The organism is Ralstonia condita, from assembly GCF_958405655.1.
Classification (GTDB): domain Bacteria; phylum Pseudomonadota; class Gammaproteobacteria; order Burkholderiales; family Burkholderiaceae; genus Ralstonia; species Ralstonia condita.
This window is the reverse complement of sequence record NZ_CATYWO010000001.1, coordinates 382,981-407,539: the sequence shown is the minus strand read 5'-3', so window position 1 is coordinate 407,539 and position 24,559 is coordinate 382,981. Positions and strand designations below refer to the sequence as shown.

General features: G+C 66.2%; 24 protein-coding genes, 1 other RNA gene, 1 pseudogene and 1 riboswitch. Of the genes and pseudogenes, 11 read left to right on the top strand and 15 right to left on the bottom strand.

What is annotated here, in order from left to right; genetic code table 11:
- Positions 1–36 precede the first annotated feature (36 nt).
- From R2N03_RS01925 to R2N03_RS01915, 3 genes are all read right to left on the bottom strand, one after another.
- Positions 37–579, bottom strand: coding sequence for a hypothetical protein (locus tag R2N03_RS01925; protein WP_316656496.1), 543 nt, complete (start codon positions 577–579; stop codon positions 37–39).
- Between the two features lie 92 nt (positions 580–671).
- Positions 672–4,571, bottom strand: coding sequence for a translocation/assembly module TamB domain-containing protein (locus tag R2N03_RS01920; RefSeq protein ID WP_316654578.1), 3,900 nt, complete (start codon positions 4,569–4,571; stop codon positions 672–674).
- Positions 4,572–4,579: 8 nt separating this feature from the next.
- Positions 4,580–6,358 (bottom strand): autotransporter assembly complex protein TamA, encoded by a 1,779-nt coding sequence (locus tag R2N03_RS01915; protein WP_316654576.1) that lies wholly within the window; start codon positions 6,356–6,358, stop codon positions 4,580–4,582.
- A 226-nt stretch (positions 6,359–6,584) separates the two neighbouring features.
- On the opposite strand from R2N03_RS01915, the gene R2N03_RS01910 reads away from it, so the two are divergent.
- Genes R2N03_RS01910 through panC form a run of 3 tightly spaced genes read left to right on the top strand, consistent with a single transcriptional unit; the run spans position 6,585 to position 8,571 of the window.
- Positions 6,585–6,773, top strand: coding sequence for a DUF3460 family protein (locus tag R2N03_RS01910; RefSeq protein WP_316654574.1), 189 nt, complete (start codon positions 6,585–6,587; stop codon positions 6,771–6,773).
- 40 nt (positions 6,774–6,813) lie between these two features.
- Positions 6,814–7,695 (top strand): segregation and condensation protein A, encoded by an 882-nt coding sequence (locus tag R2N03_RS01905; protein ID WP_316654572.1) that lies wholly within the window; start codon positions 6,814–6,816, stop codon positions 7,693–7,695.
- Positions 7,696–7,719: 24 nt separating this feature from the next.
- Positions 7,720–8,571 carry a pantoate--beta-alanine ligase gene (panC, locus tag R2N03_RS01900; RefSeq protein ID WP_316654570.1) on the top strand — a complete coding sequence of 284 codons (852 nt, stop codon included), beginning with the start codon at positions 7,720–7,722 and terminating at the stop codon, positions 8,569–8,571.
- Between the two features lie 54 nt (positions 8,572–8,625).
- Here panC and R2N03_RS01895 read toward each other — a convergent pair whose 3' ends face one another.
- Together R2N03_RS01895 and R2N03_RS01890 are read right to left on the bottom strand one after the other, a co-directional pair.
- Positions 8,626–9,288 (bottom strand): ParA family protein, encoded by a 663-nt coding sequence (locus R2N03_RS01895; RefSeq protein WP_316654567.1) that lies wholly within the window; start codon positions 9,286–9,288, stop codon positions 8,626–8,628.
- A 74-nt stretch (positions 9,289–9,362) separates the two neighbouring features.
- On the bottom strand, positions 9,363–10,859 hold the full coding sequence (locus tag R2N03_RS01890; RefSeq protein ID WP_316654565.1) for a cobyric acid synthase: 1,497 nt from the start codon (positions 10,857–10,859) through the stop codon (positions 9,363–9,365).
- 49 nt (positions 10,860–10,908) lie between these two features.
- Between R2N03_RS01890 and cobU the strand changes: the two genes are divergently transcribed.
- From cobU to R2N03_RS01875, 3 genes and pseudogenes are all read left to right on the top strand, one after another.
- Entirely contained in the window at positions 10,909–11,487 is a 579-nt protein-coding gene (gene cobU / locus R2N03_RS01885) for a bifunctional adenosylcobinamide kinase/adenosylcobinamide-phosphate guanylyltransferase (RefSeq protein WP_316654563.1), read from the top strand.
- Positions 11,460–11,600: pseudogene (locus R2N03_RS01880) on the top strand (cobalamin biosynthesis protein); the annotation flags it as partial. The gene cobU and the pseudogene R2N03_RS01880, both read left to right, overlap by 28 nt.
- A 34-nt stretch (positions 11,601–11,634) precedes the next feature.
- Positions 11,635–12,579, top strand: a complete 945-nt coding sequence (locus R2N03_RS01875; RefSeq protein WP_316654561.1) for a cobalamin-binding protein — start codon at positions 11,635–11,637, stop codon at positions 12,577–12,579.
- Positions 12,580–12,651: 72 nt separating this feature from the next.
- Here R2N03_RS01875 and cobC read toward each other — a convergent pair whose 3' ends face one another.
- From cobC to R2N03_RS01840, 7 genes are read right to left on the bottom strand one after another with little or no spacing between them, the layout of a single operon-like run.
- Positions 12,652–13,239 (bottom strand): alpha-ribazole phosphatase, encoded by a 588-nt coding sequence (gene cobC, locus R2N03_RS01870; RefSeq protein ID WP_316654559.1) that lies wholly within the window; start codon positions 13,237–13,239, stop codon positions 12,652–12,654.
- Positions 13,224–13,994, bottom strand: a complete 771-nt coding sequence (locus R2N03_RS01865) for an adenosylcobinamide-GDP ribazoletransferase (protein WP_316654557.1) — start codon at positions 13,992–13,994, stop codon at positions 13,224–13,226. The genes cobC and R2N03_RS01865 overlap by 16 nt, the downstream gene beginning before the upstream one ends.
- The gene (gene cobT / locus R2N03_RS01860; protein ID WP_316654555.1) at positions 13,991–15,046 is read right to left on the bottom strand and encodes a nicotinate-nucleotide--dimethylbenzimidazole phosphoribosyltransferase; all 1,056 of its coding nucleotides are present in this window, start codon (positions 15,044–15,046) and stop codon (positions 13,991–13,993) included. Before cobT ends, R2N03_RS01865 begins: the two co-directional genes overlap by 4 nt.
- Entirely contained in the window at positions 15,046–15,684 is a 639-nt protein-coding gene (gene cobO, locus R2N03_RS01855) for a cob(I)yrinic acid a,c-diamide adenosyltransferase (RefSeq protein WP_316654553.1), read from the bottom strand. The genes cobT and cobO overlap by 1 nt, the downstream gene beginning before the upstream one ends.
- Positions 15,662–16,501: an ABC transporter ATP-binding protein gene (locus R2N03_RS01850; protein WP_316654551.1), complete on the bottom strand. Its 840-nt coding sequence runs from the start codon at positions 16,499–16,501 to the stop codon at positions 15,662–15,664. Before R2N03_RS01850 ends, cobO begins: the two co-directional genes overlap by 23 nt.
- Positions 16,498–17,505: a FecCD family ABC transporter permease gene (locus tag R2N03_RS01845; RefSeq protein WP_316654549.1), complete on the bottom strand. Its 1,008-nt coding sequence runs from the start codon at positions 17,503–17,505 to the stop codon at positions 16,498–16,500. Before R2N03_RS01845 ends, R2N03_RS01850 begins: the two co-directional genes overlap by 4 nt.
- Complete coding sequence (locus tag R2N03_RS01840; protein WP_316656494.1) at positions 17,502–19,340, bottom strand: TonB-dependent receptor plug domain-containing protein; 1,839 nt, start codon at positions 19,338–19,340, stop codon at positions 17,502–17,504. Before R2N03_RS01840 ends, R2N03_RS01845 begins: the two co-directional genes overlap by 4 nt.
- A 197-nt stretch (positions 19,341–19,537) precedes the next feature.
- A riboswitch (cobalamin riboswitch) is annotated at positions 19,538–19,789 on the bottom strand.
- Between the two features lie 145 nt (positions 19,790–19,934).
- Between R2N03_RS01840 and R2N03_RS01835 the strand changes: the two genes are divergently transcribed.
- The 5 genes from R2N03_RS01835 (at position 19,935) to R2N03_RS01820 (ending at position 22,403) form a co-directional block, all read left to right on the top strand.
- Positions 19,935–20,264, top strand: coding sequence for a hypothetical protein (locus R2N03_RS01835; protein ID WP_316654548.1), 330 nt, complete (start codon positions 19,935–19,937; stop codon positions 20,262–20,264).
- Positions 20,254–20,571, top strand: a complete 318-nt coding sequence (locus R2N03_RS01830) for a cell division protein ZapA (RefSeq protein WP_316654545.1) — start codon at positions 20,254–20,256, stop codon at positions 20,569–20,571. Before R2N03_RS01835 ends, R2N03_RS01830 begins: the two co-directional genes overlap by 11 nt.
- A 219-nt stretch (positions 20,572–20,790) precedes the next feature.
- Positions 20,791–21,010, top strand: a non-coding RNA gene (ssrS, locus tag R2N03_RS21000) — 6S RNA.
- A gap of 127 nt (positions 21,011–21,137) precedes the next feature.
- Complete coding sequence (locus R2N03_RS01825) at positions 21,138–21,608, top strand: EVE domain-containing protein (protein ID WP_316654544.1); 471 nt, start codon at positions 21,138–21,140, stop codon at positions 21,606–21,608.
- A gap of 93 nt (positions 21,609–21,701) precedes the next feature.
- The gene (locus R2N03_RS01820) at positions 21,702–22,403 is read left to right on the top strand and encodes an SIMPL domain-containing protein (protein ID WP_316654541.1); all 702 of its coding nucleotides are present in this window, start codon (positions 21,702–21,704) and stop codon (positions 22,401–22,403) included.
- 78 nt (positions 22,404–22,481) lie between these two features.
- Here R2N03_RS01820 and lgt read toward each other — a convergent pair whose 3' ends face one another.
- From lgt to R2N03_RS01805, 3 genes are all read right to left on the bottom strand, one after another.
- A complete protein-coding gene (gene lgt, locus R2N03_RS01815) occupies positions 22,482–23,393 on the bottom strand; it encodes a prolipoprotein diacylglyceryl transferase (RefSeq protein ID WP_316654537.1) in 912 nt (303 codons plus the stop codon).
- 306 nt (positions 23,394–23,699) lie between these two features.
- Complete coding sequence (locus tag R2N03_RS01810) at positions 23,700–24,119, bottom strand: DUF2486 family protein (protein ID WP_316654535.1); 420 nt, start codon at positions 24,117–24,119, stop codon at positions 23,700–23,702.
- Positions 24,116–24,544 carry a DNA polymerase III subunit chi gene (locus R2N03_RS01805; RefSeq protein ID WP_316654532.1) on the bottom strand — a complete coding sequence of 143 codons (429 nt, stop codon included), beginning with the start codon at positions 24,542–24,544 and terminating at the stop codon, positions 24,116–24,118. Before R2N03_RS01805 ends, R2N03_RS01810 begins: the two co-directional genes overlap by 4 nt.
- Positions 24,545–24,559 lie beyond the last annotated feature (15 nt).

The window sequence follows — 24,559 nt, the reverse complement described above, 5'->3', positions numbered from 1 at the left end:
AAGCCCCCCCCGGGCGAGAGCCCAAACAGCAAAACGCTACGCCCCATTCAACCGATCATCACTCCGCGAAGTCGTCGTAACACGCCCATCCGGCCCAAAGTGCACGTTGAAGTAAGCGCGTTCAGTCGAGCTCTCCATCCACCGATATCCCCAGACCTCTTCCTGCTTCAATCGGAACGCTTCAACCTTGGTCGGCTTGCCCAGCATGCGTCGGATGTCGTCCTTGCTTTGCCCAACCCGCACGCGCGCAAAGTTCTCGCCGGTGAGCACCTGATCGATCTTCCCCACACGGCCATCGGGCGCAATCGTCACCATCCACGTTGATGTCCCTTCCGGCCCGCGCGGATATTCGAGCTGCCGCGTGCCGTCCTCGCTCTCCCAGATCATCTCGGGCTGTCCGGCGGTGGCTTTCACGTCGGCCTCGGTCGATTGCCCGGCCACGATGCCCTTGAACAGGAGGTTGTCCGGCTTGGCGGATTGCCAGGCGCGCTTGGCCGCGTCGCCCACGCGGTCGACGGCCTGGTCGACCTTCTGCTGGTCGCACCCGAAGAGCCCAAGCAGCGACGCAAGAATGCCCACGATGACTCCCCCTTGTGCGAGTTGACGATGCAGCATGGAAACCCCTTTTCCGAAGCGGTACACGGCGCCATTCTGGCAGCCGGCCTCCCCGATTACCAACGCTTGTTGAACAGAACCGACGCCCCGTTGATCGTCCCCCCGCGCGCGACGACAGACCACCGCCGCGAGAACTGCCACGTCAGCTTGACGATGGAGTCGGCCGTGGACAGGCTCTGCTCGTAGCCGACCACGATGCGCTCGGAGATCGCCTTGCCCAGGCTCACCACTTGCGGATCGGTCAGGCCAGAAGTGGACGGCCCGATCGAAAACTCATCGAATCCAAAGCGCCGGGCCACGTTCTTGCCCGCGACATTGCCGAGCAGCCCCAGCGCCGCCCCAGACATTGCCTGCTGCTGGCCGAGGCCCGCGTTCGATGCGCTGTAGCCGAACATCAGCCACGACAGCTTGTCTTCGTCGGGCACGTTGGGCTCGGAGACCAGCTTGACGCGCGGCTGGCGCACCGTGCCGGTCACCTGCACACCGGCCTCCACTTCCTGATTGCGCCGCATCGCCGTGATGTTGAACGACGGATTGTTGATCGGGCCGATGAAGTTCAGCACGCCCCGTTCGATGGCCAGCTTGCGGCCGAAGGCTTCGTATGTGCTGCCCTCGCGCACGTAGATCGTGCCCGTGCCGCGCAAGGGGACCAGCGGCTCGCTATGCACGTGCATCTGCCCGCCAAGCGACAAGTCGGCGCCGGCGCCCTTGAAGCGGAAGTTGTCACCAAAATCGACATCGACATCGACGACCGGACTGAAGCGGCCGGCGGGCTTTTCTTCGCGCTTGACGCCGCGCTCGGCCTGATTGCGGGCGGCATCGGCGCGACGCACGATGACGACGTCGTCGCCGAGCGCAGGTGCGCCATCCTTGGGCAGGTCGAACAGGCCGCGATCGACCCGGAACTTGCCGGTGACGGCCACACGGTCATTGTCATTGGCGATGCGCGCCTGGCCGGAAAGCACCAGCGTGCGGTCCGGATCTGCAAAGAGCTGGAGCTTGTCGGCGACAAGGGTGCCCGCCAGGTTCGGGTTGGCCTCGCCCAACTGCACGCGGCCCTGCGCCCGCACGGTGCCCTCACCGCCATGGAACAACACCTGCTGCAAGTCGACGACGTTCTGGTCCAGCGCCACGCGCAAGACGCCACCGGTCAGGCGAATGCCCTGGTCGTACAGCGCCACGTCGATGTCCTGTCCCGTCAGGAAGCCGCTCACCTTGGGCGCGCCGACGGTGCCCGCAAACGACAGGCTGGCGGCCAGCTGGCCGTCCGTTGCCACGTCCGGGCCGAGGAGATCACCAATACCTTTGAGATGCGGCAGGCTCACCGTCAGCCCGCCTGTCAGCGGCGACGCCGGCGACATCAGTGCCAGCGCACCGGGCGCACCCTCGCGCGTCAGACCCACCCCGGCGTCCAGATAGAGATTGCCGACACGCGTCGATTGAACGTTGCCGCGTACGGCGAGGTGCATCCCCTCGCCACGCGCCTCCACGCTCGCCTCGGTCAGGCCAAGCGGAGTGAATCCGCGCCCTGCATTGATCGACAGATCGCCACTGCGCCGTACGACACGAGCCGTACCGGAGGCCGTTGCGCCAAGATCCACATCCCATTGGCCGTCGATGACGAGGTCGGAGCGTACCGGCGGCGCCTGGCCCGTCCACGTGCGCACGAGTTCCAGCACGCGCGCGATCTGCAGCCCATCGAACCGGCCGGCGCTGCGCACGTGGCCCTGATCGGACTCGATTCGCTCGATATGGATGGGCGTCTGATCCAGCGTCATATCCGCACGGCCGACCACCAGGCGACCCCGTGCCACCGACAGTCGGACCGGTGCTGTGAGCTGCAGGTTGGGCGCGCCCTGCGCCGCGAGCGTGGAAACCGTACCGTCCCAGGTGTCGCCATCCTTGCCTGGCGTGAGCGCGCCCTCGCCCGCGAGCGCGAACTTGAACGGCTGGTTGCGCACGTTGCCATCCGCATCGGCTCGGAAGCGGTGCGCGCGGCGCGTGCCGTCGAGCGTGGCATGCACCTCGCGCAGCGACAGGCTCGGGCCCGTCACACGCTGCGCGGTCAGATCGAACAGCAATGGCCCGTCGACCCCGTCGTGCAGTTGTGCGCGGCCGTTGGCCAGTTCGATCTTGTTGCCTTGATAGGCGAGCTGGCTGGCGCGGAAGGTGGCATCGACCTGGGGCTGCCTGACCGTGCCCGACACGTCGCCAGACAAGGTGAGCGCCCCGCTCACGCCGAGCTGAAGCCGCGCGAGTTGCGGCGCATCGATGTCGACATGCATGCGGTCGCCTGCCGCCCCGAAACTGCCGCGCAAGGTGGCCTTGTTGCCGGCCACGTCCAGCCTGGCATCACTGGGGAGCAGCCGCGCGCCGCGTACGTGGACGTTGCCGTCACCCGTCATCGGCAGGCCGGCATATTCGCTGTTGCGAACGGCAAAGCGGATGGCGGCATCGGTCGGCTCTGCCAGCGTGCCGCGCGCGTCGAATTCCGCATTGATGCGTCCCTTCGCCACCTGCGCCAATCGCGACGGATCGAACTCGGCCAGATTGCCCTTGAACGCGAACGACTGCGTCGCATCGCGCTTGAGCGCGCCCGAAAGCATCAGCCGCGAACGGCCGAGCGACACTTGCGCCTCGTCCAACGCCACCTGCGCTGCATCGACCACCGCCCTGGCTTGCGCGCGCATGTCGCCGCCCGCCAGGTCGAGCGCCACACGCTGCGTGCCACCGGCAAAGTCGACCGTGATGGGGCCGGCGAGCCTGGTCTTTTCCAGCGAGGCGTGCAATGCCTGCAAGTCGAGCTGACGCACGTCAACGCGCAGAGTACCGCGGCCTTGCTTCACGTCCGCTGCGCCGGTCAGCTGGGCGCCGCCCAGCAAACGCACGTCCAGCCCGGTGAGCTGCTGGGCCTCTGCGTTCAGCCGCACCAGCGCGCGCAGCGACTGCAGCGGCAGCTTTTGCGTATTGAGCGTGCCCGCCTGCGCGTTGTCGATCTGGATGGGGCCAGCCACCGTCAGCGTCCGGGCTTGCGCGTCCGGGCGCAGATCGGCGCGGATCGACAGCGATGCCTCGGGTGCGCCCGGTGCAAACGCTCTCGGGTTCACGTGATCGGCTGACACCACGGCGCGCGACAGGGGCAGCGCGCCGAATGGCGTGACATCGATCCGCGCCTGCGCGGTCAACGTTGCACCGGTGCCGGTCGCGTCGACATGCAGCGCTTCCAGCGAGCCCGAGAGCTGTGCCGACACAGTCGCATCCTGCTTTTGCCCATTGGCCTCGAACTGCGTCATCAACGTGGCACTGCCCGTCAGCGGATACGGCCGCGTACCCGTCATGTGTAACGTGGCCGCCAGCTTGCCGGCCGGCGTTTCCATGTTGTCGAGCAACACGCGATGACGCGTACCGTCGGTGTGCAGGCTGCCGGCGATCGCTTTCAGCTCCGTTGTCGACGTGCCCTGGCGAATGGCAAGGCGATCCACTGTCAACCGATCCACATCCAGCGCCATTGGCAGCACCAGGGACGCTGGAGGGCCGCTGGGCGGCGCCGGCGGTGTCGGATGCAGGATCACCTCGACATGGCCCGCGCTCAGATAAGCAACATGCCCACGCCACGGGCCGCGGGTGATTGTCCAACGGCCATCGACGTGGTCGATGCGCACTTCGGTGCTGCCTGCGCGCACGTGCAGGTCACGCAGCGAGAGGCCGTCCCGCAACGTGCCGCCGACGAGCGTGCCTGACAGGTAGGCGTGCCCGAAGCGCGTGGCGAGCGACCAGAGCTGGGCCGTACCCGCTTGCGTGTGGACGGCCCAGACCAGCCACGCGGCCAACGCCGCCACGGTTGCCAGCAGTACGGCGACAAGTCCGCCAAGCCACCGCAGCGCGCGGCGGCCCTGGCTTCGTTTCGGCTGCGGCGCGTCGGGTGGTGCGGATTCAGGTGTCTGCGGGTCGGTCATCGTCACGCTCAGAATGCGATGCCCAGCGACACGCTCGGGCGGAACTGCTTCTGCTGGATGCCATAAGCCAGGTCAAGCTGGATCGGCCCGACCGGGCTCTTCCACCGCACGCCGACGCCCACGCCGTTGTACCAGCGGCGTTCTGGCCAGTTGTCGGTGGCCGTACCGGAATCCAGGAACACGGCAGCGCCCCACTGCGGCAGGAACCAGCGTTGATATTCCAGCCCGCCCGTCACGAGGAACTTGGTTGGCAGCGTGCTGCCATTGACGACATTGCCGATGCTCTGGAAGTCGTAGCCGCGCACTGATTGCGTGCCGCCCGTGCGAAAGCGCAATGTCGCCGGAATGCCATCGCCGGTACCGGAGGTCAGGATGGCGCCCAGCTCCGCGCGCGCAACAAAGATGTCGCGCTGCCCCACGGGCACAAACTGGCGGATACGGCTGTATGAACGCACGAACGATTGATCGGTCAGCACGCCCTTGACGGCGGCGCCGATCTGCGTGGTGATGATGTTGCCACGCCGCGGGAACAGTGGATCGTCGACATTCCGGCGGGTCCAGGCAAAGCCTGGCACCAGGGCCTTGCTCAACTGGCGTTCGGCGCCTTCGGGACGCAGGTCGTCATAGTAAAAATCGACGGTGAAGGACGTTTCGTAGATGCCCCGCACGCGCGTCTGCTTGAAGCCGGAGCGGTAGCTGCGCGTGTCGGTGCCCGACGTGTCGGTGCGGTCCATGCTGGCGTACACGCTGTTGATGTATTGCTTGTCATCGGGGGGCAAGGTCACGCTGCTGAACAGGTATTGGCGGCGTTGTTCGAGACGCGCCTGCGCATCCAGCACCCATGCCTTCCTGAACAGGTTCAGATACTGATAGCGCCCTTCGACCGACGCGCCCGTGTCCGTCCCATAGCCGACACCGCTGGTGATGCGGTTGGGCGGGTACTCCCGCACGCGTACGCGCACCGGCGCATTGTCGGGATGCTTCGGATCGTCGCCGAGGTCGACGATGGCATTGGAGAAGTACGGCTGCCCCTGGATGGCGGCCTGCAATGCCTGCAGCCGGTCGGCAGAGTAGTCCTCGCCCACGTGCAGCGGATTCACGTGATCGATGATGCTGCGCGGATAGCGCGACAGGCCCTGCACATCCAGAGGACCAAGCGTGTACGCGGGGCCACTGTCATAGGCGACCGACAGGTCTGCCTTGTTCTCGTCAGGATCGATGCGCGCCTGCGAGTTCGTCTGCCTGGCTGCGTAGTAACGTTTGCTTTGCAGCGCAGCCAGGCCGTCATCCTTGGCCTTGTCCCAGCCGGACTGCCGGAAAGCCATGCCGGGCCCGAGGCCCCACGCCTTCTTCAGCGCTTCGATGCGCTTGGGGTCGTGCGTGATGGCACCGGTAAAGTCCAGTGCCACATTGTCGATCGTGGTGCGTGGACCGGGCTCCACCTTCACGCGCACGACACGGTGGTCGACCGGCCCCTCCAGTTGCGCAGTCGCCCTGGGTACGAAATAACCCTCGGTGGCCGTGAGCTTGGCGACCTGGTCACCGATGGTCTCGACCATGTACTGGAGCTGGTCTTCGGTGATGTCCTTGCGGTCCTGATAGCGGGAAAGGTCGAGATGGTGCTCGAGCAGGTCGCGGATGGCCTTGGGCGCCTCGATCTTGACATCGTAGGCAGCCCTGGCGGGTGCGCAGGCCGCCCACAGGGCGAAGCCGGCCGCCAGCGCGGCAGCTCGCCAAGGGGACATGCGGAGAACGGAGGGTCGTGACGGTCGGTGAGGGCCAGTCATCGTGGCAAGCGTCGCGCCGCCCCATGGGCCGGCTGGATCCTGGAAAAGGCGTATTTGACCATACCGCCCCCATGAGGCGCCCAGGCAAATGCAACGGAAACGTCCTCAAGAAGCGATCCGAACGCCTTCGCAGGGGCCGTGCCCACCGGCCGATACGGTAAAATGCGCGGGTTTTCCGTCCGGGATGCGCCCGTGCGGACAAGATCACCCAACATCATCGACTGCCATGGCCCTGTACAAGTCCGAGATCACCCAGTTCCTGGAAGAACTCAAGACCGAGAAGCCTGACCTCGAAGCGCAGCAGCGCCAAGGTCGCTCCCTGCTGTGGGACAAGGAACCGATCGACCTGGAAGAACGCGCACGGGCCAAGGCCGCCCGCGTGGCGCAGAAGCCTTACGTCTACTCGCTGGACTGACCGGCCCACCGGCCGCAATGGCCTTGAGGCTCACCGTCGCATGACGACTTCCGCGCAGGACAAGCTGCCGCTGCCCGTCGAGCTGCCCAGCGTGGCGCCCGAACAGGATTCGACACCCGCCCAGGTCGACGGTCTCGCCTTCGCGCGGCTCTACGGCGAGCCGCTGTTCAAGCTCCCGCAGGATCTGTACATTCCGCCCGACGCGCTCGAGGTGTTTCTCGAAGCGTTCGAAGGTCCGCTGGACCTGTTGCTGTACCTCATCCGCCGGCAGAACTTCAACGTGCTGGACATTCCGCTGGCACAGGTCACGCGGCAATACCTGGCGTACATCGAGCAGATCCGGGCGACCAACCTCGAGCTGGCCGCCGAATACCTGCTGATGGCGGCCATGCTGATCGAAATCAAGTCGCGCATGCTGCTGCCGGTCAAGAAGACCGACGAGGGCGTGGAGCCGGAAGATCCGCGTGCCGAACTGGTGCGCCGCCTGCTCGAGTACGAGCAGATGAAGCTTGCCGCCCAGAAGCTCGACACCCTGCCGCAGATCGGCCGCGACTTCCTGCGTGCCCAGGTCTACATCGAACAAAGCCTGGCGCCGCGCTACCCCGATGTCGATACCGATGACCTGAGGGTGGCTTGGGCCGACGTGCTGCGGCGCGCCAAGCTCACCCAGCACCACAAGATCTCGCGCGAGGAACTGTCGGTGCGCGAGCACATGAGCCAGATCCTGCGCAAGCTGCAGCACGCCCGCTTCATGGAGTTCACCGAGCTGTTCGAAGAAGCAATCCAGTCGGGCAAAGGTGCGCCCATCGTGGTGGTCAACTTTGTCGCCATGCTGGAGCTCTCTCGAGAGTCGCTCGTCGAAATCACCCAGGCCGAACCGTTCGCACCCATCTACGTGCGCCTTGCCTACTCTCCGACGTAATCGGTCGGCTCACCACCAAATCGAATGAAAGTCATCTCGTCCATCCAGGAACTGCGCGACCAGCTGCGCGGACAGAACCGCGTCGCCTTCGTGCCGACCATGGGCAACCTGCATGAGGGCCACCTCAGCCTGATGCGCCTGGCACGCCAGCACGGCGACCCGGTGGTAGCGTCCATCTTCGTGAACCGCCTGCAGTTCGGCCCGAACGAAGACTTCGACAAGTACCCGCGCACGCTGCAGGACGACATCGAGAAGCTGCAGAAGGAAGGCGTCTACGTGCTGTTCGCGCCCACCGAGCGCGACATGTACCCCGAGCCGCAGGAATACCGCGTGGAGCCGCCGCACGACCTGGGTGACACCCTCGAAGGGGAGTTCCGCCCCGGCTTCTTCAAGGGCGTCTGCACGGTGGTGATGAAGCTGTTCTGCTGCGTGCAGCCTCGCGTGGCCGTGTTCGGCAAGAAGGACTACCAGCAGTTGATGATCGTGCGCCGCATGGCCCACCAGTTTGCGCTGCCGGTGGACATCATTCCCGCCGAGACGGTACGCGCCGAAGATGGCTTGGCGCTGTCGTCGCGCAATGCGTATCTCTCCAGCGACGAGCGGGCCGAAGCGCCCGAGCTGTACCGCACGCTGCACCAAGTGCGCCAGGACGTGCTCGAGACCGTGCTGCAAGGCCAGGCCTCGCACGAAGAGGTGACCAACCGCGCGATGGATTACCTGCGCGGCCGCGGCTGGCAGCCCGACTACGTGGCCGTACGCCGCCGCTCCGACCTGCAAATGCCGACGCCCGACAACATCGCCGCTGGCGAGCCGCTGGTGGTACTCACCGCCGCGAAGCTCGGCAAGACGCGCCTGATCGACAACCTCGAGATCTGAGCGTCTCGCGCGCGCGGTGTCCCGACAAAGAGCCCGGTAACTGCCGGGCTTTTTTCATGCCGCCGCAGAGGTATCGGCGGCAGCTTGCGCAGGGGTCTCGCCGAGCCAGCCGAGAATGCCGCTCCATTGTTCGATGTCCCTGGCCACGCGCGAAGGCGCCACGTCCCACAGGGTCAGACCGTGGGCTGCAAGCTGGACGTAGTTCTGCGTGTCGCGCAGGTAGCCGAGGATCGGGACCTCAAGCCCCTGCACAAAGCGCTGGAGCTGCTCGGCCGCGCGCGTTCGCATGTCGACGCGCATGCCAACCACACCCAGCTTGACGTCGCCGTGCCGGACCGGCTTTTCATCCGCCAGTTTGCGCAGGAAGGTCTGCGTGGCCAGGATGTCGAACATGGACGGCTGCAGCGGCACGATGACGTACCCGGACAGCTTGATGAGATCCGCCAGACGCCAGCCATGCAGCCCCGCCGGCGTATCGAGCACCACATGCGTGGTGCCCTTGGGTGGCTTGGCGATGTGGTCGGCGTGGATTTCCCACGTGCGGATCGGCTTGGCGGTGTCCGGGCGTAGCGCCAGCCATTCGCGCGACGACTGCTGGCGGTCGGTGTCGCCCAGCATCACGGCATGATCCCGCGCGGCAAAGTAGCCGGCGAGGTTGGTTGCGAGCGTGGTCTTGCCCACCCCACCTTTCGGATTCGCTACAACGGCCACCGGCATGCCTGCCTCCTCGTGCTCGTCGAATCATGTGCCGAATCAATCACCCGGCGGATCTGCGTATCGGCAATTATGGCTCAGCCCGCACGTGGCAGCGCAGCGAAGAGTGCCGGCAGGTCCAGATGCGCCTCGCACGTGTCGGCCAGGCGTTCCAGCGCCGCCTCGCGCAAGGCGGCATAGTCCTGCGCCTGCGCGTCGCGCACACCCGCCCAGGCGAGCAGCGCCCGGCACGCTTGCGGTGCGTCGAACAGGCCGTGCAGATAGGTGGCCAGGATCTGCCCGTCGGCTGACATGGCGCCGTCCACACGGCCATCGTCGAGCTGCACGGCTGCGCGCGCCAGCGCTGGGCCCTGCGTCACACCCATATGGATTTCGTAGCCGCTGACGGCTGCCCCGCCTTCGACGAGCGTACCGCGCACCTGACGCAACTGCTTGGCTGATTGCAGCGTGGTCTCGAAGTCGAGATAGCCGAGGCCGTCGACGCTGCCGGCTGCGCCTTCCAGGCCCTGCGGGTCGTGCAAGCGGCGGCCCAGCATCTGCATGCCCCCGCAGATGCCAAGCAGCTTGCCGCCGTAGCGCAGGTGCCGCGCGATGACGGGTTCCCAGCCGTTGGCGCGCAGCCACGCGAGGTCGGCCTGCACGCTCTTGCTGCCGGGCAGGATGATGAGGTCGGCCGGGGGCACAGGCTGGCCCGGGCCGACCAGGTGGACGTCCACCTGCGGGTGCGCGCGCAACGCGTCGAAATCGGTGTGATTCGATACGCGCGGCAGCACCGGAATCACCACGCGCAAGGCGTCTGATTTCGCCGCCCGCTGCGCCGTCTGCACGGCATCTTCCGCATCCAGATGCAGGCCATGCAGATACGGCAACACGCCGAAGACCGGCTTGCCCGTCTGTGCTGCCAGCCAATCGAGCCCCGGCACGAGCAGCGACATGTCGCCGCGAAAACGGTTGATGACGAAGCCGGCCACGCGCGCGCGTTCACGCTCGGACAGACAGGCCAGCGTACCCACCAGATGCGCGAACACCCCGCCACGGTCGATATCGGCAATCAGCACGACCGGGCAATCGACCGCCTCGGCAAAGCCCATGTTGGCGATGTCGCGGTCGCGCAGGTTGATCTCGGCAGGACTGCCGGCGCCTTCCGCCACCACGAGGTCGTATTGGGCCCGCAAGCGGGCATGCGATTCGAGCACCGCCGCCATGGCCGTCGGCTTGTAGTCGTGATATGCGCGAGCGTCGAGGTCACAGCGCGGCTGGCCGTGGATGATGATCTGCGCGCCGGTATCGCTGTTGGGCTTGAGCAGCACCGGATTCATGTCGACGGTGGGAGCGATGCCCGCCGCCTGCGCCTGTAGTGCCTGGGCGCGGCCGATCTCGCCGCCGTCGGCGGTCACGGCGCTGTTGAGCGCCATGTTCTGAGGCTTGAACGGCGCCACGCGCGCACCGGCACGATGTGCCACGCGGCACAGGCCGGCCACCAGCGTGCTCTTGCCCGCGTCGGACGTCGTGCCTTGGATCATCAGCGTGCCCCGGGGCACGTCCGGCCGCGCAAGAAGAGAGGGCTTTGACATGCGCGGATTATCGCACCCGCACCCTGGCCTGCCTCGCTAGAATGCGAGTATGTCCCGTCGCCTCACACTCGTCCTCGGTGGTGCCCGCTCCGGCAAAAGCCATCACGCCGAACAGCTCGCGCTGCAATGCGCCGGACCGGTCACGTACATCGCGACCGCGCGCGAGGAGGACGAAGAGATGCAATTGCGCGTCGCGCTGCACCGCGCGCGACGGCCCGGCAACTGGGCGCTGGCCGAGGAGCCCACGCAGCTGGCCGAAGCGCTCTACGCGCATGCGCAGCACGGTGGCTGCGTGCTGGTCGATTGCATCACGCTGTGGCTCAACAACCTGCTCTTCGCCGAGCACCATGAATACCCCGACACCGGCCTGGTGACGCCCCCGCAAGCGTGGACGGCCGAAATCGACGCGCTCCTCACGGCACTGCCATTGTTGCCGGGCGAGGTCATCCTGGTGAGCAACGAGATCGGTCTGGGCGTGGTCCCGATGGGCGCCGTCACGCGGTTCTACGTGGATGAGCTCGGCCGCCTGAACCAACGCCTCGCCGCGCTGGCGGACAACGTGCACTTGCTGGTGGCCGGCATTCCGATGGTGGTGAAAGGGCCCCCGCCCGCATCGACGACGTGCTGAACTGGATTCCCGCCAGGCAAACGGCGATCAGCAATGCGCTGCTCGGCCACACCGCCGGCGCACTCCGCTGCTGGCGCCCACAGGCACGTCCATGGCCGTCGGCGCCGGACGCGTTACGATGGCATTTGACTTCCGTCTGACCTGCCGATGAACGTCCGCTTACCCCGTCTCGTGCGATCCGTGTTGGCATTCGGCGTTGCCGTCCTGACGGTTGCCGCAGTGCCGGCGCTCGCTGCCATCTCCGTCACCGATGACTCGGGCGCCACTGTCACGCTGCAGCGCCCCGCCCAGCGCATCGTCAGCCTCGCCCCCCATGCGACCGAGTTGCTGTTTGCAGCGGGCGGTGGCGCGCGTATCGTCGGGACGGTGGAGTACAGCGACTATCCCCTGCCCGCGCGCGACATTCCGCACGTGGGCGACAACCGCTCGCTGGACCTGGAACGCATCGCCGCGCTCAAACCCGATCTGGTGGTGGTCTGGCGCCATGGCAACGCTCAGAAGCAGATCGACCGGCTGCATGCATTGGGCATTCCGCTGTTTTTCTCCGAGCCGCATCGGATGAGCGACATCCCGCGCTCCATCGAAGCGCTTGGCACACTGCTTGACACGCGCGCCAGCGCCCACGACGCCGCCAAGCAGTTCCGCGAGCGTGTCGACGCGCTACGCCATCGCTATGCGGGCCGACCGCCTGTCACGGTGTTCTACCAGGTGTGGGATCAGCCTCTGATGACGCTCAACGGCCAACACATCTTTTCCGACATGCTGGCCCTGTGTGGCGGCCGCAATGTGTTTGCCAACGAGCCGCTTCTGGTGCCGACCGTGACCGCGGAGGCCGTCATCGCGGCCAACCCGGAGGTGCTGCTGACCGCCAGCCTGGGTGCCACCCAGGGCAATCGTCCGATCGATACGCTGGACGGCTGGAAGCGCTGGCCGCATATGCTGGCCGTACAGCGCGGCAATCTGTTCAGCATCAATGGCGACCTGATCAACCGGTTCGGGCCGCGCCTCGTGGATGCCGCCACCCTGTTGTGCGAAGACCTCGAGCAGGCGCGCATGCGGCGCCAGGGGGCGCACGTCACTGTCGGCAGGTAACGTCGTTTGGAAACCTCGGCCAAGCGCCGTGCGATGGCGGCGTGAATCACGCGGCCACTGCGGCTCGAAGGCTCAACGGTTCCAGAACAGCAGCACTGGCAGCGAGCCCGGCGCATCGGGTTGCACGCGAAAGCCGCAGGCGCCGCCCCATTGGAGCGGCCACTGCAGTGTCTCGGCAAGCGGGCGCTGCAACCAGTGCGCGGCCAAAGCGCGCATGCAGCCCGCATGGGTGACAGCCCAGACACACGACGCGGGCGTCGCCGCCATGGCGTCGGCCCACGTCGTCACCCTTGCCAGCAGATCGGCTGCAGACTCGCCGCCGTGCGGATTGCCGTGCACGAGGTCGCGCGCCCAGCGGTCAACCTGATGGCGTGGCAGGGCGTCCCACCGGCAGCCTTCCCATGCGCCGAAATCGAGCTCCATCAACTGCGCGTCGATTTCAATGGAAGGCACGTCAGCGACCCGGGTGATCGCCTCGGCCGTCTGGCGGCTGCGCTGCAAGGGGCTCGCCAGGAAGCGCTGCGGCATGTGGGCTGAGAGCTTGTCGACGATCGTCGAAGGATGCGGATCGATCGGGTCTTCCAGCGCAAGGTCTGTGCGGCCGTAACAAAGGCCTGCCGTCATGGCCGGCCGCGCGTGGCGAATCAGGATGAAATCCATGCCAGCACCCCCCACAAGGTCAGCAATTCAAAGAGCTGCTGTGCCATCCCCAGACAGTCGCCCGTGATGCCGCCGATGCGCCTGAGAAAGTAACCGCCCAGAATCCAGCGTGCCGTTATCAGTCCGATCACAACCAGCACCGCACACGCCGGCCCCAACCACAGCAGCGGTGCGACGCCGAACACCACCGTCCACGCGGCGTCGCCCCAGCGCATGCGCTGCGCCACGGGCTTTGCCTTGCCCTCAGCCCGTACATAGTCGTGCGTGAGCAGGTAGCTGACCGCAGCCGCGCGGCTCGCTGCATGTGCTGCCACCATGGACGCCATCACAACGCCGGGGTGTGATGCCAACGCCGTCAGCAACTGCCACTTCAACAGCAGCGCCATGCACACGGCAATCGCACCGAAGGCGCCGATACGGGAGTCGTGCATGATACGCAGCCGATCTTCCGGCGTGCAGCCGCCGCCAAACCCATCGGCACAGTCGGCCAGGCCATCTTCGTGGAAGGCGCCCGTGAGCAGCAGGGTCGCGACCATCGATGCGGCCACCGCAACCCCCGGCACCGGCACGGTGCGCGACACCAGCCAGTACACCGCAGCCGCCACGGCCCCCACCAGCCAGCCGACCAGCGGAAAGTAGCGCGCCGCACGGTTCAGGCCGGCTTGCGAGAACCCGACGGACGCCGGCACGGGAATGCGGGTGAAATACCCCACCGCCGTCCACAGCGCCTGCCAGTGGTCGCGCAGCACGTTCATGCGTCCGAGCGCTCGCTCACGCCGGCGCTGGCGAAGGTCGCCATCTCGCGCAGGAAGGCCACGGCGGACACAACGAGCGGATACGCCAGCACCGCACCGCTGCCCTCGCCCAGGCGCAGCGACAGCGACAGCAGCGGGCGGGCGTCGAGCACCTCCAGCAGCGCGCGATGGCCTCGCTCGTCCGACACATGCCCGAACACGCAATAGCGCAGCACATCGGGCACCAGGCGCACGGCCACCAGCACGGCGGCCGTGGCGATAAAGCCGTCGACGAGGACGACCATGCGCCGCTGCGCCGCTTCGATCACCGCGCCGACCATTGCCGCGACTTCGAAACCGCCAAAGCATGCGAGCACATTCAGCGGCTCACGCACATCGGCATGCTTGGCGAGCGCGGCTTCCAGCACCGCGCGCTTGTGCGCCACGCCTTCATCGTCCAGCCCCGTGCCACGACCGACGCACTGCGCCACCGGCAGATCGCACAGCCGCGCCATCAGGCACGCCGCAGAAGCCGTGTTGGCGATGCCCATTTCGCCGAGCGCGATCACATTCGTACCCAGCGCCGCATGGTGCGCCACGCGTTGTGCGCCGAGCGCCATGGCGCGGTCCCGCTCGCCGGCGGACATGGCGGGCTGCTCTGCAAAATTGTGCGTGCCGGGGCCGACTGGTGAATCCACCAAGCCGGGTGTGGCTGCGGCCCACAGCGGATTGGCCACCCCCGCGTTCACCACCTCCAACGCAAAACCGTGCTGGCGGCAGAACACATTGATAGCGGCCCCGCCAGCAATGAAGTTCAGCACCATCTGCGCCGTCACCGCCTGCGGATAGGCGCTCACCCCCGCGTGCGCGATTCCGTGGTCCGCGGCGAACACCAGCATGGCGGGACGCCCCAGCACGGGTATCTCCGTGTCCTGGATCAGGCTGATCTGTACCGCGAGCGATTCAAGCCGGCCCAGCGCACCCAGCGGCTTGGTCTTGCTGTCCACGGCAGCCTGCAGGCGCGCGCGCAGCGCATCATCAAAAGGAGGAATCTGCATCGTCGATCTGTTCATCAGAGTTCGACACCCGGCTGCGCCTGGATGCCCTGGGAAAACGCGTGCTTGACGAGTGTCATGTCGGTCACGGTATCGGCTGCTTCGATCAATTCGGGTGGCGCGCCACGGCCAGTGATGACGACGTGCTGCGCAGCCGGCCGCGCTCGCAGGTCGGCCAGCACTGTGTGCACATCCAGGTAATGGTATTTGAGCGCGATGTTCAGTTCATCGAGCAGCACGAGCCCGATGGACGGATCGCGCAACAGCGCTTGTGCGCACGCCCACGCGGCTTGAGCCTTTTCGATGTCGCGCGTGCGGTCTTGCGTCTCCCAGGTGTAGCCCTCGCCCATCACGTGGAAGCGGCATTGCCCGGAAAAACGGCGCAGGAAGCGCTCTTCGCCGGTCGGGATCGCGCCCTTGATGAACTGCACCACACCGACCTGCATGTCGTGGCCCATCGCGCGGATCACCATGCCAAAGCCGGAACTGGATTTGCCCTTGCCGTTGCCGGTGTTGACAAGCAACACCCCCCGTACATCGGTGGCAGCCGCGATCTTGGCGTCCACCATGGCCTTCTTGCGCTGCATGCGGGCGCGGTGGCGCGCGTCGAGGCCGGCATCGACGCCATGGTCTTCAGACATCGTCATTCGGGTCATCCGGAATCAGGGCCGTGCGGCGGCCATCGACCACCTCGGCAATGGGCGTGCGCAGCGCGCGGGCGCAGTGTTCGGGCGTTAGGACCTCTGCGGCTGCGCCTGCACGGGTGTGACCCTCGCCATCCATCAGCAGCGCGTGCGTGGCAAACCGGCGCGCCAGGTTCAGGTCGTGCACGGTCAGCACGACCAGCCAGCCCTGCTGGCGGCAGCCTGCGCGCAGCAGGCGCAGCACGGCAATCTGCTGATGCAGGTCGAGGTGGGCGACAGGTTCGTCGAGCATCAGCACGTGCGCCTCTTGCGCCAGCACCGCAGCCATCGCGACGCGCTGGCGCTCCCCGCCGGAGAGCGTACGCACGTCGCGCTGCGCAAGCGGCTGCAGCGCGAGCGATGCCATGGCGGCATCGACGGCCCGCGCGTCGGCATCGCCCTCCCACTCCCAGCGCGCGAGGTGCGGGTGGCGGCCCGTCATCACCGCGTCGTACACGGACATCGGGAAGGTGTCGTGCAACGTCTGCGGCAGAAACGCACGGCGCCGCGCCATGGCTGCGGCCGGCCATGCGGCGAGCGGCAAACCGTCGAGCGTGATGCTGCCGCCGTCGGCCGCACGCAACCCCGCCAACACGGAAAGCCACGTCGACTTGCCGGCGCCGTTCGGACCAACCACGCACCAGAGCTGTCCCGCCGTGGCCGTCATCGAGAGCCGCTCCACCAGCACGCGTCCGCCAACGGTCACGCGCAGATCGCGCAGCACGAGTTCGGGCGCGGCATCGATGCGAGCGAATGCAGCCGATGGGGAACTGCGTCGCAACCAGCTCATCGCGGGCTCCGCATCAGCAGGTAAAGAAACGTCGGCACGCCGAGCAGGGTGGTGATCACGCCCACGGGCAGCTGCATCGGGGCGATCACCGTGCGGGCGATGAGATCAGCCAGCATCAGCAGGCCGCCACCTGCCATCGCCGTGGCGGGCAGGTGGATGCGCACGTCGCGTGTCCACGCCAGACGCACCATATGCGGCACCAGCAAGCCGACGAACGCAACGGAGCCGGCAATCGTGACCGCCACCGCCGTGCACAGCGAAGCCACCACGTAGATGAGCGCGCGCACACGCGCCACGGGCACGCCCAGCGCACGGGCACGGGTCTCTCCTGCCAGCAGCACGTTCAGATCGCGTGCATACGGCAGGACCACCGCCACCGCCACCACAAGCGCGATGAGCGCTCCAATGTAGCGGTCGGCTCCTCCGAGGTCGCCCACCATCCAGAAGATCATGCCGCGCAGCTGGCCCTCGGGCGCAACCGTGAGAATCAGCGTAATCAGTCCTCCCCAGCCGGAGGCCATGACCACACCGCCAAGCAGCAGACGGGCGTTGGCTTCGCCGGGTTCACCCCGCCACAGATGCTGTCTCGCCAGCGCGGCCACCAGCGTCATCGACAGAAGCGCGCCAGCGCCGGCGCTCGTCTGTACCGCCCACCACGGCAGCGACAGCAGCATCGCCGTGAGCGCCGCCACCGCACCGCCGCCTGAAACACCCAACACATACGGATCGGCCAGCGGATTGCGCAGCAGCATCTGCATCAATGCGCCGGCAAAGGCTAGCAGGCCGCCGGCAGCAAACGCCGCGCCCGCACGAGGCAGACGCAGCTCGGTGACGATGCCAGCCGCCAGGCCGTCGCCACCGCCCATCAAGGCCCCCCAGACTTCGGCGGGCGACAGCCTGACACTGCCCAGCATCAACGAAGCCACCAGCACCGCCACGCACGCGAATGCCAACAGCGACCAGAGTCGCCAGGCGTATCCGCGTGCGGGCAGTGCAGGGATCATCGTTTCGGCTCGTGCTGTTGCCACGACAGCGTGAAGAACACCCCGCGCGATGCCGTGTTGTACGGATAGATCAACTGGTAGTTCTTGTTCGTCACGTTCTCGACGCGGGCCGACAACGCCCAGTCACGCGTGATCTGGTAGCGCCCGACCAGGTTCAGCAGCCCATAGCCGGCGAGCGACCTGGTCGAATCCTGCCGGTCACCCGCTGCGTTCCACTCCACGCCAGCCGAGAAGGGCCCGAAGGTCTTGTAGGCCGACACGCTGCCGAAGTGCCGCGCACGGCGGGACAGCAACTGGTTGGCCGACAGATCCTGCGGGTTCTGCATGGTAAAGCTGGCACGCAGGTCAACGCCATAGATCGAACCCCGATACGACGTCTCGAGTCCGTTCACGCGCGCGCGGTTCACGTTGGCTGCGGAGCAATTGAAATTGGCGTCGCAGACTGCCGTGATGAGGTTGCTGTAATCGGTCTCGAACACCGTCATGCGCACGAGGCCGATCGCGCTGGTGTACTCCACGCCGCCCTCCACCGAGCGCGCCTTTTCCGGCTGCAGGTTGGGGGTGCCAAAGAACGGGTAGTACAACTCATTGAAGCTCGGCGCACGGAACGCGTTGCTCACGCTCGCCACGGCCTTCCACTGCGGGTTGAAGGCAAAACCGTAGCCGGCATAGTAGCTGTTGGCGCCGCCAAAATCCGAGTAGCGGTCGCGCCGCACGTTCAACTGCAGCTGGTGGGGGCCGAACTTGCCCTCGTAACCGATGTAGCCCGAGTCGACATAGCGCGTCGGCACGTCGTAGGCATCGCTGTCGATGCTGGTCTGCAGGTGCTCGAGACCTACCTTGAGCAACTGGTCGGGCATGAAGGCCCAATCGTTCTGCCAGCTTGCCTGCTGATTACGCGTGTTGAAGCGGGCCGGGGCCTGCAGCGCGCCATTGGTGAAGTTCAGGCTTCGATCGTCGCCCTGGGACAGCGTCACGCGCGTCTTCCAGTCCTGAGTGACCTTGCCGTCCACATAGGCCGACATCGAGCGCACCACGTTGTGCGCGACGTTGATGTCGGTAGGCTGGCCGAAGGCGCTGTCGTAGCTGACATCGCCCCAGGTCTGGAGGTAGGTCAGCCCGGCCTGCCAGTCTGCCGAGAACCGATGCGACAACTGTGCCGACACGCTCTTGTTCGTGTAGTAGTTGTCATTCGGGTTGGCGTTCGGCGCCTGCAACGGGTTGATGGAGGAGAAGCCATTCGTCTTGAACTCCGACACCGACAGCGCGAACGACGTATCGCCCCGCTCGCCCAGCGAGCCGCCGATGCCCGCCTGCGCCCGCCTGGTATTGCGCGCGCCGTACTCGATTTCCGCATTGGCCAGCGGCGGATGTCCCTTGCCGCTGCGCGTAAAGATCTGCACCACGCCGCCAATCGCGTCCGAGCCGTACAGCGCGGAGACGTTTCCGCGCACGATCTCGATGTGATCGATCTGATCGGCCATCAACTGGTCGATCTGGGCGCTCCCCGTGGTTCCGGAACTCACGCGCACACCGTCAATCAGAATCAGCGTCTGGTTGGAACTGGCGCCACGCATGAAGATGCTGGCGGAGGAGCCGGGGCCACCGCTCTGCGCGATCTCGATGCCGGCTTCGCGGCGCAGCAGCGTCACGGCATCCGGCGCCTGCGAGCGCTCGATGTCGGCGCGCGAGATCACCGTGGTGTGGGGCAACGCATCCGACAGCGGCTGCTCGCCGCGCGAGGCGGTCACCACCGTCGGGTTCAGTTCACCCAACGAAGCACCCGGCGCTTGCGCATCGCTTTGTGCCCAGACTGGCGCTGCCGCACCCGCCATCGCAGTTGCCACACCTGCTGCAACCACCCCCAATCGCGTGCCCGCAAGCGCGCGCGTGGCCGTCCGGGGCATCCGGAGCGGCCGCTTTGTAGTCATGCTCATATTGATAAGACAAGAAGCGTCAGCCGGACCCGTTCCCCCGCGAGTCGCTGGCAGCAGGATCTCGATGCGGTTCCCTCCAGGGTTGCACATCGGCTCTGAGATCCACCGTCCTGGCCGGTATCCGGGCTGGCGAAGCGGCCTGTCCGCCTTCCCATTCCCGGAGGAACAGTGGCTGTGTGGACAAACCGCGCGGCGTTCGCCTCTTCTTGCGAGAGATGGCAGACACACGCGACGTTCGCTTACCGTTGCGGGGGCAGCGCAGGTTGGCGCATCGCTTGGGGCGGGCGCTCCCTGCTTCCCGTTTAACTGCAGATGGTGCTGCGGGCACCAGGACGCCGCGAAGTTTAACGCCAAACCTGCCCTGTTCACGCCGGAACTTCACGCCGGATCGCTGTGCCTTGGCCGCCGCCTTGCACGGCGCATCCATATGGAGGACAGGCGCAGCCGCAACGATCGGCTAAAATCCCCCCACTCGATCCTGATTGACACCCCATGCTGAACGAACTCGAACAACTTGCCGACAAGTTCGCGCGCGTGCTGCGTCACGCTGATGCGCTTGCCGCCGAGAACCAGCGCCTGCGCGCAGAAGTCGAGCGGCTGACCGCAGAAGCCGAGACCTCCAGGACCGAGCGCGATGCCATGGTCGCCGATCGCAGCGTGCTCAACGCCAAGATCGAAGAAGCGCAACTGCGCATCCAATCGATCCTCGACAAGCTGCCCACGGCCACCGACGCCCGTCAGCTCGACCTCCTCGGCCAGGGTGCCGGCGCAGACAACACGACGGCTCCCGCCCCGCACTCGGAGACCCCGCATGAGCAGTAAGCAGATTGAAGTGAACATCGCCGGGCAGGCCTACAAGTTTGCCGTCTCGGCCGATAACGAAGCCGCGCTGCGTGAAGCTGCCGCGATGGTCGACACCCAGATGACGCGCATCAAAAACGGCTCGAGCACCAAGGGCATCGAGCGCATTGCCGTCATGGCGGCCATCAGCATCGCGTCGGATCTGCTTTCGATGCAGCGCCAGGCTGCCGCCGATGCCGCACTGCCGATCGACACCATGCGTGCCAAATTGGCCGACCTGAATGCCCGCGCCGATGAGGCGCTGCGTCAGTATGGCGAGGCCATCTGACCGGGCGATTGACCCGACATCACGTCTTTGTAACCGGATCGCATCCGGGCTTGGGTTCGGATGCGAACGGGTGTATAGTGTCTCCCAATGGCTAGCGGGAACAACCCGCAAACCCTTGCAGCATAAGGCTTCAGCGGCACCGATGTGACAGAGTTCGGTTGCTCGCGATGAATCTCTCAGACGCATCATCATGCTCATCGCGTTGTGATGCGTCTGACAGTTTCCCTGCCTGGTTCGCCAAGGTCATTAATTCCTTGAACCGATAAGCATTGCTTGGTGCGGGACATGCCGTGTGGGCGCGCGCGTCTTCCAGTGCACAGCATGCGACGAAAGTCGTGTGCTCCCTGCGCCGGTGATGTACCCGAAATGCGGCTTCCGCAGCCACTCTGAACCGTACTTGGGTTCAGGAGGCGGGCCTAGCGGCCGAGGTGGGGACCCAACAAAGGCGGTTGCACATTGCGTGCGACCGCCTTTTTCTTTGTACCCCCGTTTGACGCACCGGCAATGGCAAGGCCACCGCGGTGTTGCTATGCTGCGCACACCATCCCTCCCGCACGCCGCACATCATGGCCGCCCAATACTGGCTGATGAAGTCTGAGCCCGATGAGGCCAGCATCGACACACTGCAGGCCGAAGGCACCCTGCCCTGGACCGGCGTGCGCAACTATCAGGCACGCAACTTCATGCGCGATCGCATGCGTGTTGGCGACGGCGTCCTGTTCTATCACTCGTCGTGTCCGCAACCGGGCATCGCTGGACTGGCGGAAGTCTGCTCAACCAGCTACCCCGACCCCACGCAGTTCGACATCAAGAGCCACTACCACGACCCGGCATCCAAGCGCGAAGCGCCACGCTGGATGCTTGTCGACGTGAAGTTCGTGCGCAAGTGCGCGCTCATCGATCTGCCCACCCTACGCGCCCAGGCAGAGCTTGCCGACATGATTGTCCTGCAGCGGGGCAACCGCCTGTCGATCACGCCCGTCACGCCCGCTCAGTGGCGCTACATCACCAGCCGATTGATGCGCGATCCCGAGTGAACGGCCTGCAACGATCTCGGATCGTGACAAACGTGCTGAACGATGCGCGTTTGAAACGGTCAGACGCAGCACCTTGCTTTTTGGGAGAACACCATGAAATCTGTCTTGGCTGCAACGGTTCTGGGAACTGCAATGATGACGACGGCCTTCGCACAGGCCGCGCCTGAGTCGGCGCATTCGGGCGTGCTTTCGTTGGATGCGCAGGCCGTGGCCGAGGTGCCCACCGACACGGTCACCCTCACGCTGGGCGCCGAGCAGGAAGGCGCGGACCCGGGCGCCATCTCCGCCGCGCTCTCGCGCAAGGCCGACGACGTGATCAACCAAGCCAAACGAACCGCCGGCGTCCAGGCAGAGACGGGCGGGTTCAACATCTACCCCAACACCGACCGCAACGGCAAGATCAGTGTCTGGCGTGGTCGTGCGGAGGTGCGGCTCACGTCCACGGACTTCGCCGCAGCGTCCAGGCTGGCGGGTCAGCTGGCGAACCAGATGCAGGTGCAGAACGTCAATTTCACGCTCTCGCGCGAGGCGCGCACGGCAGCCGAGGCCAGACTGATCGATCAGGCCGTCAATACCTTCCGAGACAAGGCGCTGGCGACCACCAAGCTGTTCGGCTACACGAGCTACACAATCCGCGACGTGCACGTCAGCGAGGGCAGCAGCAACCCCGGGCCTCGCCCGATGATGCGCATGGCGGCCGCGCCCGCGTCGTTTGATTCGGCGCCGGTGCCCATCGAAGGGGGCAAGGCGCAGGTGACGGTGACCGTCTCCGGCGCGGTGCAGATGCTGAAATGAGCGATTGACCGGCCACGAAAAAAGCCACCGAAGTCGGTGGCTTCTTGTTTGCGTCGACGTCTTTGCGTCGATGCGGCTTCAGGCGCGCGCCTGAGCCTTCGCTCCGTTGCCGTTGCGTCCGGCGCGACGATAGGCCCACACCAGCATCAACACGCCCGCCAGGATCATGGGCAGCGACAGCCACTGTCCCATCGACAGGTTCATCGCCAACAGACCGAGAAAGTTGTCGGGCTCGCGTGCAAACTCGGCGGCGAAGCGAAACACGCCGTAGCCGAGCAGGAAGGCACCCGACACAGCGCCCATCGGCCGCGGCTTGCGCGCATACAGCCACAGCAGGATGAAGAACAGCACGCCTTCGCCGAGGAACTGGTAGATCTGCGACGGATGGCGCGGCAGCATGTGGTACTGGTCGAACACTGCCTGGACGCCGCTGGCCAACGCCTGCTGAGCGTGCGACGCAAGCCACGCCTGATCTTCGCCCTGTGCCTGGGGAAACATCATTGCCCATGGCAGGTTGGGCGACGACACGCGGCCCCACAGCTCGCCGTTGATGAAGTTGCCCAGGCGGCCCGCGGCGAGCCCGCACGGCACCATCGGGGCAATGAAATCGGTCACCTGCATCCACGTGCGTCCACGCATGCGCCCGTAGACCATCATTGCGATCACCACGCCAAGAAAGCCGCCGTGGAAAGCCATGCCGCCCTCCCACACCTTGAAGATGTCGAGCGGATGGGCAAAGTACCAGTCCGGCTTGTAGAACAGCACATAACCAAGTCGCCCGCCGAGGATCACGCCAAGTACGCCATAGAACAGCATGTCGTCGAGGTCACGGCCGCTCCACCCCTCTGCCGCTATATGCGCCTGGCGGGTGCGCAGCCGGCCGAACCACAGGAACATGATGAACGCCGCCAGATACATCAGGCCGTACCAGCGGATGGCGAGCGGCCCCAGATGCAGGGCGACGGGATCGAATTGCGGATGGATGAGCATGAATCCGGGGTATCAGAGTTGGTGATCTGGTGCGAACTGACGGCGGCCTCGACGCGCGTCGACCGGGCGTGGCGCGTCCTGCATAGACCGGCCCGGTCCGCTGCAAGTTGCATCGCCGCGCAATGCGCTTTCCTCCGCAGTCTGCGTGGGCGGTCAGGGAAGCTCCCCGCACAATGACCCCGCCGTCGTGCGCGGCATGATAGCCGGTAATCATGTCACCCAGCCGGAACCGCGCCTGAAGCGTGGACGGAGGGCCACACCCGCGGGCCATGCACTGAGCTGGTTGGCGGCGTCGGGGTGGTGTGTTCAGCGCGGCGGCATGTTGCGGCGTGCTGCCAGGGCGTCCTCCAGCGCGGCGCCGAGCCACTCCATCAAACGGCCCTCGAGCGTGCGCGTGAGATCGGCGGCAAGTTGCTCGGTCAGCAGGGACAGGCGCGATTCCAGGGCCGCGCGGCATTGCGCTTCGATCAACGCCGGCCACTCGGACTGAAAACGCCACATCACCTCGCCCATCACGTGCGCTGCGTCGGTACCCGCAGCCGGCATGGCAGAGGTCGATGCCAACCCCTGTTCGCGCAGCGTGGGGGGCACCGCCTCGGCTGCCTCGGTGGGCGGCGGCATCGCGGCGGGCGCCGCCAGCGGTATGGCCTCGTCCAGTTCGACGATTTCCGTCAACACGGGAATATTGTTGTCTGCCTGGGAGCCAGCGTTGCGGCCGTCAGTCATGCGCGCCCCGCGTCATGATGTTGGATCGGATACCCGCGATCGCGGTAGAAGCGGAAGCGGTCGCGTGCAGCAGCACGATCGGCATCGTCATCGCCGACGATCTCGATCAGGCGGGCAAAGCGTGCAAACAGTGGCGGCGGGTCAACCGACAGGTTGACCAGGATGTCGTGATGCGGCGCGTCGTCCAGTGGCTCGGAGGCCTCCGCCAGCAGGATGGGCGTTTGCGTGGCCAGCGGATGATGCAGACCGCAGTGCGGCAGGAAATCGAGCGGGCTGAAGGCCCACAACTGCGCGTCGAATGACTCCAGCGCGGCGCGATCCCCCACCACGATGACCTTCTGGCCCGCACCATAGGCCTTGCGGACGAGCCGGCAGGCGTAGGCCAGCTTGCCGGGCACGTTGCTGTGGAAATCGACGCGGGTCATGCGGCGCAGCGCTGC

What these genes read in the sequence shown, in the direction of transcription:
- R2N03_RS01920 (WP_316654578.1), bottom strand. Translation starts at nt 4,571, where the DNA reads ATGACCGACCCGCAGACACCTGAATCCGCACCACCCGACGCGCCGCAG.
- R2N03_RS01915 (WP_316654576.1), bottom strand. Translation starts at nt 6,358, where the DNA reads ATGACTGGCCCTCACCGACCGTCACGACCCTCCGTTCTCCGCATGTCC.
- R2N03_RS01910 (WP_316654574.1), top strand. Translation starts at nt 6,585, where the DNA reads ATGGCCCTGTACAAGTCCGAGATCACCCAGTTCCTGGAAGAACTCAAG.
- R2N03_RS01905 (WP_316654572.1), top strand. Translation starts at nt 6,814, where the DNA reads ATGACGACTTCCGCGCAGGACAAGCTGCCGCTGCCCGTCGAGCTGCCC.
- panC (WP_316654570.1), top strand. Translation starts at nt 7,720, where the DNA reads ATGAAAGTCATCTCGTCCATCCAGGAACTGCGCGACCAGCTGCGCGGA.
- R2N03_RS01895 (WP_316654567.1), bottom strand. Translation starts at nt 9,288, where the DNA reads ATGCCGGTGGCCGTTGTAGCGAATCCGAAAGGTGGGGTGGGCAAGACC.
- R2N03_RS01890 (WP_316654565.1), bottom strand. Translation starts at nt 10,859, where the DNA reads ATGTCAAAGCCCTCTCTTCTTGCGCGGCCGGACGTGCCCCGGGGCACG.
- cobU (WP_316654563.1), top strand. Translation starts at nt 10,909, where the DNA reads ATGTCCCGTCGCCTCACACTCGTCCTCGGTGGTGCCCGCTCCGGCAAA.
- R2N03_RS01875 (WP_316654561.1), top strand. Translation starts at nt 11,635, where the DNA reads ATGAACGTCCGCTTACCCCGTCTCGTGCGATCCGTGTTGGCATTCGGC.
- cobC (WP_316654559.1), bottom strand. Translation starts at nt 13,239, where the DNA reads ATGGATTTCATCCTGATTCGCCACGCGCGGCCGGCCATGACGGCAGGC.
- R2N03_RS01865 (WP_316654557.1), bottom strand. Translation starts at nt 13,994, where the DNA reads ATGAACGTGCTGCGCGACCACTGGCAGGCGCTGTGGACGGCGGTGGGG.
- cobT (WP_316654555.1), bottom strand. Translation starts at nt 15,046, where the DNA reads ATGAACAGATCGACGATGCAGATTCCTCCTTTTGATGATGCGCTGCGC.
- cobO (WP_316654553.1), bottom strand. Translation starts at nt 15,684, where the DNA reads ATGACCCGAATGACGATGTCTGAAGACCATGGCGTCGATGCCGGCCTC.
- R2N03_RS01850 (WP_316654551.1), bottom strand. Translation starts at nt 16,501, where the DNA reads ATGAGCTGGTTGCGACGCAGTTCCCCATCGGCTGCATTCGCTCGCATC.
- R2N03_RS01845 (WP_316654549.1), bottom strand. Translation starts at nt 17,505, where the DNA reads ATGATCCCTGCACTGCCCGCACGCGGATACGCCTGGCGACTCTGGTCG.
- R2N03_RS01840 (WP_316656494.1), bottom strand. Translation starts at nt 19,340, where the DNA reads ATGGCGGGTGCGGCAGCGCCAGTCTGGGCACAAAGCGATGCGCAAGCG.
- R2N03_RS01835 (WP_316654548.1), top strand. Translation starts at nt 19,935, where the DNA reads ATGCTGAACGAACTCGAACAACTTGCCGACAAGTTCGCGCGCGTGCTG.
- R2N03_RS01830 (WP_316654545.1), top strand. Translation starts at nt 20,254, where the DNA reads ATGAGCAGTAAGCAGATTGAAGTGAACATCGCCGGGCAGGCCTACAAG.
- R2N03_RS01825 (WP_316654544.1), top strand. Translation starts at nt 21,138, where the DNA reads ATGGCCGCCCAATACTGGCTGATGAAGTCTGAGCCCGATGAGGCCAGC.
- R2N03_RS01820 (WP_316654541.1), top strand. Translation starts at nt 21,702, where the DNA reads ATGAAATCTGTCTTGGCTGCAACGGTTCTGGGAACTGCAATGATGACG.
- lgt (WP_316654537.1), bottom strand. Translation starts at nt 23,393, where the DNA reads ATGCTCATCCATCCGCAATTCGATCCCGTCGCCCTGCATCTGGGGCCG.
- R2N03_RS01810 (WP_316654535.1), bottom strand. Translation starts at nt 24,119, where the DNA reads ATGACTGACGGCCGCAACGCTGGCTCCCAGGCAGACAACAATATTCCC.
- R2N03_RS01805 (WP_316654532.1), bottom strand. Translation starts at nt 24,544, where the DNA reads ATGACCCGCGTCGATTTCCACAGCAACGTGCCCGGCAAGCTGGCCTAC.